At 32.8% G+C, this 16,102-nt stretch carries 15 protein-coding genes; 5 read left to right on the top strand and 10 right to left on the bottom strand.

What is annotated here, in order from left to right:
- Position 1: 1 nt before the first annotated feature.
- From ruvA to ruvB, 4 genes are all read right to left on the bottom strand, one after another.
- On the bottom strand, positions 2-583 hold the full coding sequence (gene ruvA, locus ACUXZJ_RS05480; protein ID WP_060383463.1) for a Holliday junction branch migration protein RuvA: 582 nt from the start codon (positions 581-583) through the stop codon (positions 2-4).
- Between the two features lie 81 nt (positions 584-664).
- The gene (locus tag ACUXZJ_RS05475; protein ID WP_060383464.1) at positions 665-2,953 is read right to left on the bottom strand and encodes an NADP-dependent malic enzyme; all 2,289 of its coding nucleotides are present in this window, start codon (positions 2,951-2,953) and stop codon (positions 665-667) included.
- A gap of 69 nt (positions 2,954-3,022) precedes the next feature.
- Positions 3,023-3,949 (bottom strand): tRNA epoxyqueuosine(34) reductase QueG, encoded by a 927-nt coding sequence (gene queG / locus ACUXZJ_RS05470; RefSeq protein WP_060383465.1) that lies wholly within the window; start codon positions 3,947-3,949, stop codon positions 3,023-3,025.
- A 23-nt stretch (positions 3,950-3,972) separates the two neighbouring features.
- A complete protein-coding gene (ruvB, locus tag ACUXZJ_RS05465) occupies positions 3,973-4,995 on the bottom strand; it encodes a Holliday junction branch migration DNA helicase RuvB (RefSeq protein WP_060383466.1) in 1,023 nt (340 codons plus the stop codon).
- Positions 4,996-5,083: 88 nt separating this feature from the next.
- On the opposite strand from ruvB, the gene ACUXZJ_RS05460 reads away from it, so the two are divergent.
- Positions 5,084-6,493 carry an APC family permease gene (locus tag ACUXZJ_RS05460; RefSeq protein WP_446195957.1) on the top strand — a complete coding sequence of 470 codons (1,410 nt, stop codon included), beginning with the start codon at positions 5,084-5,086 and terminating at the stop codon, positions 6,491-6,493.
- A 106-nt stretch (positions 6,494-6,599) separates the two neighbouring features.
- Here ACUXZJ_RS05460 and infB read toward each other — a convergent pair whose 3' ends face one another.
- The 3 genes from infB to rimP are packed head-to-tail and all read right to left on the bottom strand — an operon-like array spanning position 6,600 to position 11,289.
- Positions 6,600-9,515 carry a translation initiation factor IF-2 gene (gene infB / locus ACUXZJ_RS05455; RefSeq protein WP_446195955.1) on the bottom strand — a complete coding sequence of 972 codons (2,916 nt, stop codon included), beginning with the start codon at positions 9,513-9,515 and terminating at the stop codon, positions 6,600-6,602.
- Positions 9,516-9,562: 47 nt separating this feature from the next.
- Positions 9,563-10,807 (bottom strand): transcription termination factor NusA, encoded by a 1,245-nt coding sequence (nusA, locus tag ACUXZJ_RS05450; protein ID WP_060383469.1) that lies wholly within the window; start codon positions 10,805-10,807, stop codon positions 9,563-9,565.
- 17 nt (positions 10,808-10,824) lie between these two features.
- A complete protein-coding gene (gene rimP, locus ACUXZJ_RS05445) occupies positions 10,825-11,289 on the bottom strand; it encodes a ribosome assembly cofactor RimP (protein ID WP_060383470.1) in 465 nt (154 codons plus the stop codon).
- A gap of 173 nt (positions 11,290-11,462) precedes the next feature.
- On the opposite strand from rimP, the gene ACUXZJ_RS05440 reads away from it, so the two are divergent.
- The 3 genes from ACUXZJ_RS05440 to ACUXZJ_RS05430 all read left to right on the top strand — a co-directional run bounded on the left by ACUXZJ_RS05440 (position 11,463) and on the right by ACUXZJ_RS05430 (position 13,802).
- Positions 11,463-12,287, top strand: coding sequence for a universal stress protein (locus ACUXZJ_RS05440; RefSeq protein ID WP_060383471.1), 825 nt, complete (start codon positions 11,463-11,465; stop codon positions 12,285-12,287).
- 488 nt (positions 12,288-12,775) lie between these two features.
- The gene (locus ACUXZJ_RS05435) at positions 12,776-13,369 is read left to right on the top strand and encodes a HupE/UreJ family protein (RefSeq protein WP_060383472.1); all 594 of its coding nucleotides are present in this window, start codon (positions 12,776-12,778) and stop codon (positions 13,367-13,369) included.
- A 1-nt stretch (position 13,370) separates the two neighbouring features.
- On the top strand, positions 13,371-13,802 hold the full coding sequence (locus ACUXZJ_RS05430) for a deoxycytidylate deaminase (protein WP_060383473.1): 432 nt from the start codon (positions 13,371-13,373) through the stop codon (positions 13,800-13,802).
- Between the two features lie 19 nt (positions 13,803-13,821).
- On the opposite strand, the gene ACUXZJ_RS05425 is transcribed toward ACUXZJ_RS05430, so the two are convergent.
- The 3 genes from ACUXZJ_RS05425 to ACUXZJ_RS05415 are packed head-to-tail and all read right to left on the bottom strand — an operon-like array spanning position 13,822 to position 15,257.
- A complete protein-coding gene (locus ACUXZJ_RS05425) occupies positions 13,822-14,439 on the bottom strand; it encodes an FAD-dependent oxidoreductase (protein ID WP_060383474.1) in 618 nt (205 codons plus the stop codon).
- Positions 14,439-14,642, bottom strand: coding sequence for a hypothetical protein (locus ACUXZJ_RS05420; RefSeq protein WP_060383475.1), 204 nt, complete (start codon positions 14,640-14,642; stop codon positions 14,439-14,441). The genes ACUXZJ_RS05425 and ACUXZJ_RS05420 overlap by 1 nt, the downstream gene beginning before the upstream one ends.
- Positions 14,643-14,681: 39 nt before the next feature.
- Positions 14,682-15,257 carry a MarC family protein gene (locus ACUXZJ_RS05415; protein WP_060383476.1) on the bottom strand — a complete coding sequence of 192 codons (576 nt, stop codon included), beginning with the start codon at positions 15,255-15,257 and terminating at the stop codon, positions 14,682-14,684.
- Between the two features lie 115 nt (positions 15,258-15,372).
- Here ACUXZJ_RS05415 and ACUXZJ_RS05410 point away from each other — a divergent pair, with 115 nt between their 5' ends.
- Positions 15,373-15,939: a DUF3109 family protein gene (locus ACUXZJ_RS05410; RefSeq protein WP_060383477.1), complete on the top strand. Its 567-nt coding sequence runs from the start codon at positions 15,373-15,375 to the stop codon at positions 15,937-15,939.
- The last annotated feature ends 163 nt before the right edge of the window (positions 15,940-16,102 follow it).

Below are 16,102 nucleotides of genomic sequence, written 5' to 3'. Positions count from 1 at the left end.
TTTATAAATTTTTTAAAGCTTGTTTTATAATATTTTCTACAGTAGCTTCCGGTGTAATAGCAATTATTTTCTCTACTACTTTTTCAGCAGATTTTCTAACAAAACCAAGCACTTCTAAAGCAGATAACGCTTCATCTTTATTTGTATTGTTTGGAATTAATGAAACTTCATCTATTTCATAGATTTTTAACACTTTATCTTTAAGTTCGATTATTGCCCTTTGAGCAGTTTTAACACCTATTCCTTTAATAGATTGGATAGTAGCTACATTTTCAGAGGCCAAAGCATTAATAATTTGTTTGGGTTCTAATGAAGAAAGCATAGTACGTGCCGTATTAGCTCCGATACCAGATACAGAAATGAGTAATTTAAAAATTTCTCTTTCTGATTTTTCCATAAATCCATACAGAGAATGACTATCTTCTTTTACTTGTAAATAAGTATATAATTTAACGAAATCATTTGATGGTAACAACCCGAATGTATGTAAAGATATATGAACTAAGTACCCTACCCCGTTGCAATCAATTACAACGTCGGTAGGGTTTTTTTCTACTAATTTTCCTTGTATGTGTGCAATCATGCTCTTTTTATTATTCTTTCAAATATACTAATTTTATTGAGTGAAAGCATTTCTATTAAGTGTATCAATAAATCTAAAAGGTTATTTTTGAGTTCTATGTCTTTTTTCTTTTTCTTGAGCATCTATAACAGCTATCGTTGCCATATTTACCATTTCTTCAACACTAGCTCCTAATTGAAAAATATGTACAGGTTTGTCTAAGCCTAACATGATAGGCCCAATTGACTCTACTTTGTATAATTCTTTCAACATTTTATAGGTAATATTAGCTGATTCTAGATTGGGAAAAACAAGAGTATTCACTTTTTGTCCTGCTAATTTAGAAAAAGGGAATTTACTTTTTAACATTTCAGGATTTAATGCAAAGTCTGTTTGAATTTCTCCATCTACGATTAAATCAGGGTGATGAGTATGTAAATAAGCTACTGCTTCTCGTACTTTTGAAGCACTTTCGTCTTTTGAAGATCCAAAATTAGAGAATGACACCATAGCCATTACAGGTTCCATTCCGAATAATTTGATTGTTCGAGCTGTCATGAGTGCAATTTTAGCTAAGTCTTCAGCGGTTGGGTTGGGATTAATAGCAGTGTCCGCTAAAAACATGGGGCCTCTAGCTGTCATCATTAAATTCGTAGTAGCAATTCTACTTACCCCTACTCCTTTTCCTATTAGCTCCATTATGGGTTTTACTACAGAAGGGTAACTTCTTGAATATCCTGTAACTAGCGCATCTGCTTCTCCTTCGTTAATCATCATAGCAGCAAAATAGTTACGTTCACGCATCCATTTTTGAGCATCTAAAAGTGTAATTCCTCTTCTTCGACGGGTTTCCCAATATTTTTGAGCAAATCTGTTTTTACGCTCTTCTTCTTCTTTGGTTTTAGGATCAATAATTTCAACTTCTGCATCAAAACCTAATTCTTCTTTTAACTCTAGGATAATTTCTTTGTTTCCTAATAAAATAGGCATCCCTATTCCTTCTTCAAATACAATTTGTGCAGCCTTTAATACATCTAGATGGTCTGCTTCTGCAAAAACTACTTTTTTAGGGTTTGTTTTAGCACGGTTAGCCAACATACGTACCATTTTATTATCAGATCCTAGTCTATCTAATAATTCATTACGGTATTTGTCCCAATCCGTTATGGGTTGTTGAGCTACCCCACTTTCTATTGCTGCTTTTGCTACAGCTGGAGCTACTTCTGCTATTAATCGAGGATCAAATGGTTTTGGAATAATATAGTCGCGACCAAAAACTAATTTCGTTTCTCCGTAAGCAACATTTACTTGTTCAGGAACAGGTTGTTTAGCTAAGCATGCCAATGCTTTTACGGCAGCCATTTTCATAGTTTCATTTATTTTGGTCGCTCTAACGTCAAGTGCTCCTCTAAAAATATAGGGAAATCCTAGAACGTTATTTACTTGATTGGGATAATCCGAGCGTCCTGTTGCCATAATGATATCTTCGCGTGTACTGACAGCCAAATTATAATCTATTTCAGGTACTGGATTAGCCATAGCAAAAACGATTGGATTTTTAGCCATGGTTAATAACATTTCGGGTTTTAACACATTTCCTGCTGATAGTCCTAAAAACATATCTGCACCTACAATGATTTCTCCTAATGTTTGAGTAGGAATATCTTTAGCGTATTTTCTTTGAAGATCAGAAATATCTTTTCTGCTTGATACTAACAAACCATTTACATCAAACATAAAGATATTTTCAACCTTTACTCCTAACGCTACATATAAGTTAGCACAAGCTAATGCTGCTGACCCAGCACCTGACACTACTAATTTAATTTTATCAATGTCTTTTTCTGCTAGTTCTAAGGCGTTTAATAATGCTGCTGATGAGATGATGGCGGTTCCGTGTTGATCATCGTGCATTACTGGAATATTGAGTTCTTCTACTAAACGTCTTTCTATTTCAAATGATTCAGGGGCTTTTATATCTTCTAGATTAATCCCTCCAAATGTCGGGGCTATGGCTTTTACTGTATCTACAAATTTATCAATATCAGTAGCATCTACTTCAATATCAAAAACATCTATATCAGAAAAGATTTTAAACAACAAGGCTTTTCCTTCCATAACTGGTTTAGACGCTTCTGGTCCTATATCTCCAAGTCCTAAAACGGCAGTACCATTGGAAATTACAGCTACTAAATTGCCTTTTGCTGTATATTTATATACTTTATCTATATCTTTAGAAATTTCAATACAAGGTTCCGCTACACCTGGGGAGTACGCTAAAGACAAATCGCGTTGGGTAGCATATTTTTTAGTAGGAACAACTTTAATTTTACCAGGCTGTGGTTTTGCATGATACAATAGAGCTTCTCTTCTTTTTTTATCGTCTGACATATTCTTTTGTCTTTTAATGAACTGGCAAAGATAAGTGTTGAAGCAAAAGAATGAAATTTTTTAAGGAAATTAATCTTCTAAAAATAGAATATTCCTTTTTAACCCTTCTAATTTAGTTCGTTTAACAGCTGAATTTTTAAAGATTTTTTTAAACACATCTTCTGTAATTTCTTTCCAATCTTCTTTTGTAAATTTTATTAGATCAGGATGAGGGCTAAAAGAATCTATCGTATTAGGTTTTGCAAAACGATTCCATGGACACACGTCCTGACACACATCACAACCAAACATCCAATCGTTAAATTTACCTTTCATTTCTTGTGGTATTTGATCTTTTAATTCAATTGTAAAATAGGAGATACATTTGCTACCATCTACTACATAAGGTTGTATTATAGCTTGTGTAGGACAGGCATCTATACAAGCTGTACATTTCCCACAATGATCTGTTGTAGGCAAGTCGTATTCTAAATCTAAATCCAGAATAATCTCGGCAATAAAATAAAAAGAGCCTACTTGTTTTGTAATTAAGTTACTATTTTTCCCTATCCATCCTAAACCACTTTTAGCAGCCCATGCTTTGTCTAAAACAGGAGCTGAATCTACAAAGACGCGTCCATCTACCTCTCCTATTTCTGTTTGAATAAAGTGAAGTAAATCTTTTAATTTATCTTTTATTATAAAATGATAATCTTGACCATAAGCATACTTAGAGATTTTATATGAATCTTGATTTTGAGTTTGAGATGGATAATAATTAAGTATTAAAGAAATGACACTTTTTGCTCCTTCTACTAATAATCTAGGATCTAATCGTTTATCAAAATGATTATTCATATATCCCATCTGACCATTCATTTCTTTTTTTAACCAATTTTCTAAACGAGGTGCTTCTGTTTCTAGAAAATCAGCTTTAGAAATACCACAGGAAAGAAATCCGAGTCGTAAAGACTCGGATTTTATCAATTGGGTATATTTTTCTTTATTGTTAATCAAATTAATATTTTTAAAGGAATTATTTAAAACAACTCTCCTTGAGATCCTGTACGAGTACGACCAAGATGTTTGTAAGCCTTTTCCGTTACTTCACGCCCTCTAGGTGTTCTAACTATAAATCCCTCTTGAATTAAAAATGGTTCATATACTTCTTCTATTGTTTCACCACTATCTGACACAGCAGTTGCCAGTGTGCTTATTCCTACTGGTCCACCTTTAAACTTATCAATAATAGTAGTTAAAATTTTATTATCCATTTCATCTAAACCATGTGCATCTACATTTAAAGCTTGCAGAGCATATTTAGCTATTTCTATATCTATGGTACCATTTCCTTTAATTTGAGCAAAATCGCGAACCCTTCTTAATAAAGCATTTGCAATACGAGGTGTTCCTCTACTACGTCCAGCTACTTCAATAGCTGCTTCCATAGAAATAGGAGTTCCCAGAATGGAAGCACTACGTTGGACTATAGTAGTTAATAATTCTGTATTATAATATTGTAATCTTGATTGAATACCAAAACGGGCTCGCATAGGAGACGTTAGCAATCCTGAACGAGTGGTAGCTCCCACTAAGGTAAAAGGATTTAATCCTATTTGTACAGATCGTGCATTAGGACCACTTTCGATCATAATATCTATTTTATAATCTTCCATAGCAGAATATAAATATTCTTCTACCACGGGACTTAACCGATGTATTTCATCTATAAATAGAATATCACGTTCTTCTAAATTAGTCAACAAGCCTGCCAGATCGCCTGGTTTATCTAAAACAGGTCCAGAGGTAATCTTAATTCCAACACCTAGTTCACTAGCTAGTATATTCGCCAAAGTTGTTTTTCCTAAACCAGGTGGCCCATGAAAAAGAGTATGATCTAGCGCATCTCCTCTTAGATTGGCTGCTTTAACAAATATTTTTAAATTTTCTAATACCTGATCCTGCCCAGTAAAATCATCAAAACTTAACGGACGTAAGGCACGTTCAACATCCATCTCTTGTGATGTAAAACGTTCTTTATTAGGATTCAAATTTTCATTCATCTTGCAAAGATAAAAGTTTGTTTCATGAATTACGCACTAGCTTCTCAATAAATAAAAAAACATATATTAGCAAATCAAACCAAAAACTATGGAAAAACAAACACAAGAATTTAAAAAAGAATTAGGCTTACTAGACGGAACACTACTAGTAGTAGGTTCTATGATTGGTTCGGGCATATTTATTGTTAGTGCTGATATTACTCGTAATATTGGCAGTGCTGGATGGTTAATAACTATATGGGTTATTTCAGCTCTTATAACTATGACAGCTGCGGTAAGTTATGGTGAACTTAGTGCCATGTTTCCACAAGCAGGAGGACAATATATTTATTTAAAAGAGGCTTACAACAAGTTGATTGCTTTTTTATATGGATGGAGTTTTTTTGCGGTTATACAAACAGGAACTATAGCAGCTGTAGGTGTTGCCTTTTCTAAATTCACAGCTTATCTTGTACCAGCATTTAGCGAAAATAATTTTATTATTAAACACCCTAATTTCACGCTAAGCGCTGCACAAATTGTTTCTATCATTACCATTATAATTCTTACTTATATCAATAGCAAAGGGGTTAAAAATGGAAAAATAATTCAAAAAATATTTACTATTACAAAAATTGCATCGTTATTTGGGCTCATCATATTTGGATTCATATTGGCTTCTAAAAGTGATATTTGGAATAATAATTGGAATACTAGTTGGACAGCTCAATCGTTTAATAAAGAAACTAACACCTGGACAATTGTGAGCGGATATACTTTACTATCTGCTATTGCGGCTTCTATGGTAGGTTCTTTATTTTCAAGTGATGCTTGGAATGGTGTAACTTTTATTTCTGGTGAGATAAAAAATCCTGAACGAAATGTAGGATTAAGCCTTTTCTTAGGAACTTTAATTGTAAGTATAATTTACATATTGGCAAATGTAATGTATTTAGCTGTTGTACCATTAAACGCTATTGCTTTTGCTCCTTCAGATCGAGTGGCTGTGGTTGCATCAGAGCATATTTTTGGCACAACAGGGACTTTTATTATTGCAATTATGATCATGATTTCTACTTTTGGTTGTAATAACGGATTAATCATGGCAGGATCAAGAGTGTATTATACTATGGCAAAAGATGGTTTATTTTTAAAAAAGGCAGCTGAATTAAATAGCGCAGCTGTTCCTGGCTGGGGACTGTGGATTCAATGTATTTGGGCATCTCTCTTATGTTTAACAGGTAAATACGGTGATTTATTAGATTTTGTAATGATTATAGTTATTATTTTTTATATCTTAACGATTCTAGGAATTTTTATCTTAAGAAAGAAAAAGCCTGAATTAAAAAGACCTTATAAAGCTTTTGGTTACCCTATTTTACCTGCACTTTATATTACTGTTTCTTTGGCTATTTGTACCATGCTTTTAATAGATAAAACAAGTACTTGTGGATGGGGAGTATTAATTATGTTAGTAGGAATTCCTATTTATTATATAACAAAAGGAGAAGGGAAATAATATTATTAGCTATAAAACAAAGATCTCTACAAGAAATTAAACTATTGGTATACAACAACAAAAAACCTCGATAAATCGAGGTTTTTTGTTGTATATATATTTTATATTATTTTAATTTCTTTTTAACTTCTACGGTAGTAAATCCTTCAATTACATCGTATTCTTGAATATCGTTATAACCTTTGATTTGCATACCACAATCGTATCCTTTAGAAACTTCTTTTACATCATCTTTAAAACGTTTTAAGGCTAATAATTCGCCTGTATAAATTACAACGCCTTCACGAATTAAACGGATTTTATTAGATCTAATGATTTTACCATCCGTAACCATACATCCTGCAATGGTACCTACTTTTGAAATTTTAAACAATTCACGTATTTCGGCGGTACCTGTAATTTCTTCTTTAAACTCAGGAGATAACATACCTTCCATTGCATCACGTAAATCATCAATTGCAGCGTAGATAATAGAGTAATGACGAATATCAATTTCTTCTTTTTCTGCTAATGATTTGGCATTTCCTTGAGGACGCACATTAAATCCTATAATAATTGCATCAGAAGCAGAAGCTAACATTACATCTGATTCGGTAATAGCACCCACTCCTTTATGAATGATATTGATTTGAATTTCTTCTGTTGATAATTTAGAGAATGAATCTGATAAGGCTTCTACTGAACCGTCTACATCTCCTTTTAAGATAATATTAAGTTCTTTAAATTGACCTAATGCAATACGACGTCCAATTTCATCTAATGTAATATGACGTTGTGTACGTACAGATTGTTCACGTAATAACTGAGTACGCTTAGCTGCAATTTGTTTTGCTTCTCTTTCGTCTTCAAATACATTAAACTTATCTCCTGCTGTAGGAGCTCCATCTAGTCCTAAGATAGATACGGGCGTAGAAGGTCCTGCTTCTTTTACACTATGTCCACGCTCATCTTGCATTGCACGAATTTTACCATGATGTTTACCTGCTAATACGTAATCACCAATTTTCAAGGTTCCAGCTTGTACTAAAATTGTGGATACATAACCACGTCCTTTATCTAAGAAGGCTTCTACCACAGTACCTACTGCTGGTTTATCTGGATTTGCTTTTAATTCTAAGATTTCAGCTTCGAGCAATACTTTTTCGAGTAATTCTTTTACACCGATACCCATTTTAGCAGAAATGTCATGTGACTGATATTTACCTCCCCATTCTTCTACTAGGAAGTTCATTGCAGCTAATTTTTCTTTAATTTTATCCGGATTAGCTGTTGGTTTATCTATTTTGTTGATTGCAAAAATAATTGGTACACCTGCTGCTTGTGCGTGACTAATTGCTTCTTTAGTTTGTGGCATAATATCATCATCAGCTGCTACTACAATAATGGCAATATCCGTTACTTGAGCACCACGAGCACGCATCGCTGTAAACGCTTCGTGACCAGGTGTATCTAGGAATGTAATTTCTTGACCATTTTCTAATTCAACTCCGTAAGCTCCTATATGTTGAGTAATACCTCCTGACTCACCCGCTATTACATTAGTTTTGCGAATATGATCTAGTAAAGATGTCTTACCATGGTCTACGTGTCCCATTACGGTAACAATTGGTGCGCGTTGCTTAAGATCTTCTGGTTTATCTTCAACGATTTCAATGGTTTCTTCAATATCTGCAGTTGTAAATTGTATTTCATAACCAAATTCGTCTGCTACAATTGTAAGAGTTTCAGCATCTAAACGCTGATTCATTGTTACCATGATACCTAAAGACATACAGGTTCCAATAACCTTAGTAATAGGAACGTCCATCATCGTCGCAATTTCACCTACTGTTACGAATTCTGTAACTTTAAGTATTTTGCTTCCTTCTTCTTGTGCTGCTAATTCAGCCTCGTTACGTTCTCTATGAGAGTCGCGTTTATCACGACGATATTTAGCTGCTTTTGATTTATTTCCTTTTCCTTGTAATCTTTCAAGGGTTTCTTTGATTTGATTTTTTACCTCTTCTTCTGTAGGTTCAACCTTTACAACAGGAGCTTTTTTATTGAATTTATTTCCTCCTTTATTTCCATGGTGGTTATTACCTCCCTGGTTCCCTCTATTTCCTTGACCATTATTATTATTATTATTATTATTATTTCCGTCTTGTTTATTAGACTGATTATTAGGCTTAGAAGGAATTCTATTACGTTTTTTCTTGTTAGCATCTCCACCTCCTTGATGGTTGTTGTTTCCACCTTGGTTAGGTTTTGATTCTTCTTTTTTCTTTTTAGGTTTTTCAAACTGAGATAAATCAATTTTTTGACCTGTAAAAGTGGCTCCTGATAGTTTTTGGTATTGAGTTTCGTATCGTTCTTCCACTACTTGACCCGCTTCAACTGAAGGACTTGTTGCAGGTTTGTTAGCTTTAGTTTCTACTTTTGGTTCAACTACGGATTTTACCTCTTTTACTTGTGGTTTTTCTACTATTTTTTCCACCACTTTTTCAACCTTTTTTTCAACTGGAGGAAGCACTACAGGTTTAACCTTAACCTCTACTGGTTTTTCTTTTTTAGGTTCAATCTTTTCTTCCACCTTTTCTTCTACTATAGGCTTTGAGATCTCTTCTTTGACAGGTTCTATCTCTACTTTTGGAGCTTCTGCTTCAGGTTTTAAAACAGGCTTAGGATTTAGATCTATTTTCCCTACTTTTTTAGGGCCTGATAAAGCCGCTGCTTTTGCTTTGATAACTTCCTGACGCGCACGTTCTTCTTCAATGCGTTTTTGTTCTAATTCGTGTTCACGTTCTAAACGTAATGCTTCTTTTTCTTTACGTTTTTCTTCGCCTACTTCCTTAGAAGCATCTTTGTTACCTTTATCTCCAGCAAATTGATTAGACAGAATACCATATATCTCCTCTGTGATTTTGGTATTTGGATTAGATTCTATTGTAAAACCTTTATCCTTTAAAAAATCAACAGCTCGCTCAAGAGATATATTAAATTCTCTTAATACTTTGTTTATTCTTATTGTTCCTTCAGACATAAATTTTATTTATGGTTTTTTTTATTTTTTTGTGGATTAAAAAGGGATTAATCTTCAAATTCTTCTTTTAAAATCTTGATTACCTCAAGAACAGTTTCTTCTTCTAAATCGGTACGACGTACTAAATCTTCTAGATCTTGACTTAAAATACTACGAGCAGTATCTAAACCTACTTTTGCAAATTCATCTATGATCCATCCATCAATTTCATCTGCAAATTCCGTCAATTCAACATCATCTTCGTTTTCTTGTACACTACCTTCTCGAATTACATCTAATTCATAACCTGTTAACATACCTGCCAATTTAATATTATGGCCTCCTCTACCAATTGCTTTCGAAACTTCTTCTAACTTTAGGTACACCTCAGCTGTTTTCTTTTCTTCATCTATTTTGATTGAAGAAATTTTGGCTGGACTTAATGCTCTAGTAATAAATAATTGTGTATTATTAGTATAATTAATTACATCAATGTTTTCATTTCCTAATTCACGTACTATTCCGTGAATACGAGAACCCTTCATTCCTACACAAGCTCCCACTGGATCAATTCTATCATCATAAGAGTCTACAGCTACTTTTGCTTTTTCTCCTGGTATGCGAACCACTTTCTTAATGGTAATTAAACCATCAAATACTTCTGGGATTTCTTGTTCAAATAATTTTTCTAGGAATTTCTCGGAGGTTCTAGACATGATGATTTGCGGTTTGTTTCCTTTTAATTCAACATTTTCTATGACTCCACGAACATTATCTCCTTTTCTAAAGAAGTCTGATTGTATTTGTTTTTCTTTTGGTAATACAATTTCATTTCCTTCATCATCAACTAATATTACTGCTTTGGGACGTACGTGATGTACCTCTGCAGTATAAATATCTCCAATTAAATCTTTGAAATGTTTATACAAATTAGTACTATCATGTTCATGAATTTTAGAAATTAAATTCTGACGTAAAGCCAAAATGGCTCTTCTTCCTAGGTCTATTAATTTCACTTCTTCAGACACTTCTTCGCCAATTTCAAAGTCTGGTTCTATCTTACGAGCCTCTGTCAGCGTAATTTCCTCATTTTCGAAATCTAAATCTTCATCTGCTACAATAACACGACGTCTCCAAATTTCCATATCTCCCTTATCAGGATTGATAATAATATCAAAATTTTCATCGGATCCGTATTTTTTCTTCAATGCACTTCTAAACACATCTTCTAAAATAGCCATTAATGTAACACGATCGATAGATTTATTATCTTTAAATTCTGAAAACGATTCGATTAATGCTAAATTCTCCATACAACTCTTTGATTTTTTTAAAATATGATTGTAACTACTGCCTCCACAATATTGCCATATTGTATTTTTACATTGTGGATAACGGTTTCTTTTCCTTTTCCTACTTTTTTAGGTTCACGTGCAGTCCACTCTAATGTAACTCCTTGATCATCTGCTTCCGACAAAAGGGCTTCGTATGTTTTTTCTGCTGTTTTCAGCTTAACTGTACGTCCTACATTTTTCTTAAACTGACGAATCATTTTCAAGGGAGCAGACACACCTGCAGAAGCAACTTCTAATGCGTAATCTTGCTCTTCTCTATCAAGATTGTTCTCAATAGCTCTACTTATATTTACACAATCTTGTAATTGGACTCCATTATCGCCATCTAAAGTTACGATAATTTTATTACTATCAGTTATAGTTAAATCAATTAAAAAAAGATCTGGAAAATCTTCCAAAGTTTGATTTAACAACTGTATTACTTTTTCTTTAAATGTCATTGGTATAAAAAGAGGCACGCGATGCGTGCCTCATTATTTAATGTTTAACTTCTAAATAACGGCACAAATATACATTTTTTTTTTTATTTTACTAACTGATTGATTTTTATTAAAAACTTTCTTACCTTTATATATGAGATTAGAAAAACAAACCATTAAACAATAACCTCATTATGAAACGAATTTTAGTCCCAACCGATTTCTCTCAACATGCAGAATACGCACTTAAAGTTGCTGCTCAATTTGCAAAAAAACACAATGCTGAAATCTATTTATTACATTTATTAGAATTACCTGGTCAAGGCAATGACACCGTTACACATGGTCATGATATTCCTGAAATTATCTTTTTTAAAAATGCCATAACGAACAGAATGGATGATTTGTTAGAAGAAGAATATTTAGACGGAATAGAAATTTCTAAAATAATCCAAATAGATCATCCATTTGAAGGAATCATGAAAACGATGCAAAACAATTCATTCGACCTTATTATAATGGGATCTCATGGTGCCAGCGGGATTAAAGAAATGTTTGTAGGCTCAAACACTGAAAAAGTAGCTCGAAACTCAAATGTTCCTGTTCTAGTCATCAAAGAAGAAAATACCGATTTCAAAGTGGATCATTTTGTATTTGCTTCAGATTTTTCAGACGAAATCAAAAAACCATTCGAAAGCGTAGCTCTTTTTGCGAACGAACTAGAAGCCACACTACATCTTGTTAACATAAATACACCTAACAATTTTCGTTCTACCCAAAATGCACAAAATTTAATGAACGATTTTGCCAGTCAATTTAATATTAACAAATACGAAACTCACATATATAATGATGTCAATGTAGAAACAGGTATATTAAACATAGCCAATGATCTAAACGCAGAATTAATTGGAATGTGTACACACGGGAGAAAAGGATTAGCGCATTTTTTCAATGGAAGCATAAGCGAAAGCCTAGTAAATCACGCTAAAAAACCTGTAATTACTTTTAAAATATAAGATTCTAAAAAAAGAGGGATCTAAAAACAGTAGCTCAACATTTCGTCTGTCACAGAAATGACATGATTGCAAACTTTAGGATACCCTCTTTTTTACAACGTTAATATCTCCGTAATATACAACAGCAAACCAAATAAAGTTTCGAATTTCAAAAATCAGTAATTCCCACAAACAAAACACAAATACAAAATTTATTTTCGTTTAAATACAACACATAATCTACACCAATCAAAAAAGACAACTATATCCCCCATATATCATCTAAAAACACACCCCTCAACCTAAACACATAGTATCCTAAATATTAATACTATTTATCTATTCTTAACCCTACATAAAACAACACTTACACCTGTATTCTCAACTTTTATTTCTATAAAAATCAATCACATAACAAACTCCCTAAAACAACATCATTACAATCTCATACAACAAAGTAAAATCATTACCAAAAAATTTGTAAGTTTGAAACTCTTTAATCTTATTTTATGCAAGAATTTTGGTTATACTTTGAAATCGGCCTAAAACACGTATTGAACATAAATGCCTATGACCATATATTATTCCTAATTGGAATGACAATTCCTTATTCATTTAATGACTGGAAAAAATGGTTAACACTAGTAAGTTTATTTACTTTAGGTCATTCTATTTCTCTCATTCTTTCTGTATTTGGAATAATTTACATAAAAGAAAATCTAGTCGAATTTTTAATCCCAATTACGATTTTAATTGTAGCACTTTTTAATCTTTTTACTGCTGGAAAAAGTTCAAAGAAAGAAAGCATAACCTTAATCGCAATTGTAACATTACTGTTCGGAATAATACATGGCTTAGGATTCTCGAACTACTTCAAAACATTATTACCAGGAAGCAAATCTGACAAAGTATTACCTCTCGCAGAATTTGCACTTGGCATTGAGAGCGCACAAATAATAGTTGTTTTCGTTGTTCTAATAATTTCATTTATAATTCAATCTGTTTTTCGTTTTTCAAAAAGAGATTGGACCTTGGTTATGTCTTCTTTTATAATAGGAGTTGTAACTCCACTAATCATACAAAGCCCTATATGGCATAGATAAAATGAAAGAAAAAATCAACAAATATGATACTGCTTACCTCCGTTTGGCAAGAGAATGGAGCAAGCTTTCTTACTGCAAAAGGAAACAAGTAGGAGCAATTATAGTCAGAGATAGGATGATTATATCAGACGGGTACAATGGTACTCCTTCTGGATTTGACAATTGCTGTGAAGACGAAAACAATCTAACACACTGGTATGTTTTACACGCAGAAGCAAATGCCATATTAAAAGTCGCTAATTCAACACAATCATGCAATCAAGCTACTCTTTACATAACACTTTCACCATGCAGAGAATGTTCTAAACTAATTCATCAAGCAGGTATAAAAAGAGTAGTCTATCATGAAAAATACAAAGATGACTCTGGCTTAATTTTTTTAGAAAAAGCAGGAGTTGTAGTACAACAAATTGAAAACTTAGATTCAGAATAAAATAAAAAATACGATTGAATTATTTTATTTTTTGACGCACAGTATCATGACTATGTGTTTCTATACCTTTATTCCATAAAACTAATATTTCTGTTGCCACTGCCGCCCCACTTCCAGCTGCTATTGCTAACTGACTTCTGTGTCCTGAAAGAGTTCCGCAAACATACACTCCTTCTTTTACTTTGTAATCAATATTTTTTAATTGAATACGATTTTTCTCAGGCAACGACTTTTGGTGTGGTTCAACGTATTCATTCAGCCCTTCAATATTAAACATATTTGAAGCCCCAACTCCCACTACCACTACTTGAGTTACAAATACATTTTTATTAGTAGTTATCTCAAAACCGTTTTCAATGGGCAATACTTTTAACACTTTTTCGTCTGCAATCTGCACAATATGCTTGTACGTATTTTGCAACTGATCTAATGATTCAATCAACAAATCAGCCCCTAACTTACCAAAGGACACACCATAAGCATTATAAAAAATAGCGTCTTGCAATGATGATGTTTTTTGATGAGTAAAAATCCCTATTCTTTTATCCTTAACAAAATCTTTATTTTTCGCAGAACCCAAGACCATGGCACAAGACACACCTGAAGCACCTCCTCCAACAATTAGCACATCAAACATTACAAATGATTCTTTAATTTATTTTCAATTGATTTTGAAAGATTGAAAATCAATAAAATAACTATGGCACACAAAACAGACAATATGCCTATCAAAGCTACCAAACTATCTCCGCTAAACAAATCTTCAAGATTAAGCATTGTAACATTAACACTAATCAACACAACTCCCAATACTAAAACTATATACGTAAAAATCTTCATCACCTTTCTTTTTAAAAAACAAAACTACAGTTTTTCACTCTAAACAAACAATCCTTTAACATTAGCAGCAAATAATTTAACAGCTATTGCTAATAATACAACACCAAAAACTTTTCGCACCACCCCTAAACCTGTTGGCCCTAATAGTTTTTCAATTTTACCTGATAGCTTCAGAACTGTATATACTATAATTATATTAAACAAAATAGCTACCACTATATTAATTGACTGATATTCAGAACGCAAAGACAATAAAGTAGTCATGGTTCCAGCTCCCGCAATCAAAGGAAATGCTAAAGGAACAATACTAGCGGTTTTAGGCTCCTCATCTTTATAAATACTAATACCTAATATCATTTCAAGTGCTAAAAAAAACAAAACAATAGCCCCTGCAACGGCAAAAGACTTAACATCTACTCCAATAAATTTCAACATTCCTTCTCCCACAAAAAGAAACATAATCATAATCAATCCTGAAACGAAACTGGCTCGCTCAGCATGAATATGCCCTATCTTATTTCGTAAATCTACAATTATAGGTATAGAGCCCACAATATCAATAACAGCAAACAAGACCATTCCCACAGTCAACACTTCTCTCCAATCAAAATTCATAACGTATCGTTTTGTAAAATATTTTGGAAATATACTAATTTCAAACAATTAACAAAACTACAAACCTAATTATTGTTTCTTATTTGTAATTTTGCAGCACAAAAAATAAAATCCCATGTTTCAAATTGGCAAAACGATTGTCTCAGAAGACATTTTAGAAAAAGAATTCGTATGCAATTTAACTTCTTGTAAAGGAGCTTGCTGTATTGATGGAGATGCCGGTGCTCCTTTACTAGAAGAAGAATTACCAGTTTTAGAAACCATTTATCCAAAAATAAAACACCTCCTAAGACCAGAAGGCATTGAAGCTATCAATAACCAAGGCACATGGGTTAAAGATAAAGACCAAGAACTTGGAACACCTCTAATAGATAACAAAGATTGTGCTTATGTCATTTTTAAAGAAGGAAATGCTTTATGCGGTATAGAAGAAGCTTATAACCAAGGATTAGTTGATTGGAAAAAACCTATCTCTTGTCATCTTTACCCTATTAGAATAAAAGAATTCACAAGTTTTCAGGCAGTAAATTATGATCGTTGGGATATTTGCTCAGACGCTTGTTCTTTAGGAAAAGAACTTAAGGTTCCTATTTATAAATTTGTAAAAGACGCTTTGGTAAGAAGATTCGGATCTGAATGGTATGAAGAGCTAGAAACGGTAGCAAGAGAATATTATAAATAGTAAAAAACAGAAAACATCAAGTTTACAAGATTAACACTACCTACAAACACTACAAAATAAGCTTTTTTACGTTTATTTTGTAGTTAAATCCGCATATTACTATTGTTAAATTACCAACTAATATACGACTGAATATTCATTCAAAAAACACTCTTATTTTCAA

This window comes from Flavobacterium sp. TN-1, from assembly GCF_052828645.1.
Note: the sequence above shows the minus strand (reverse complement) of the source record. Positions and strands in the feature narration are given on the sequence as shown.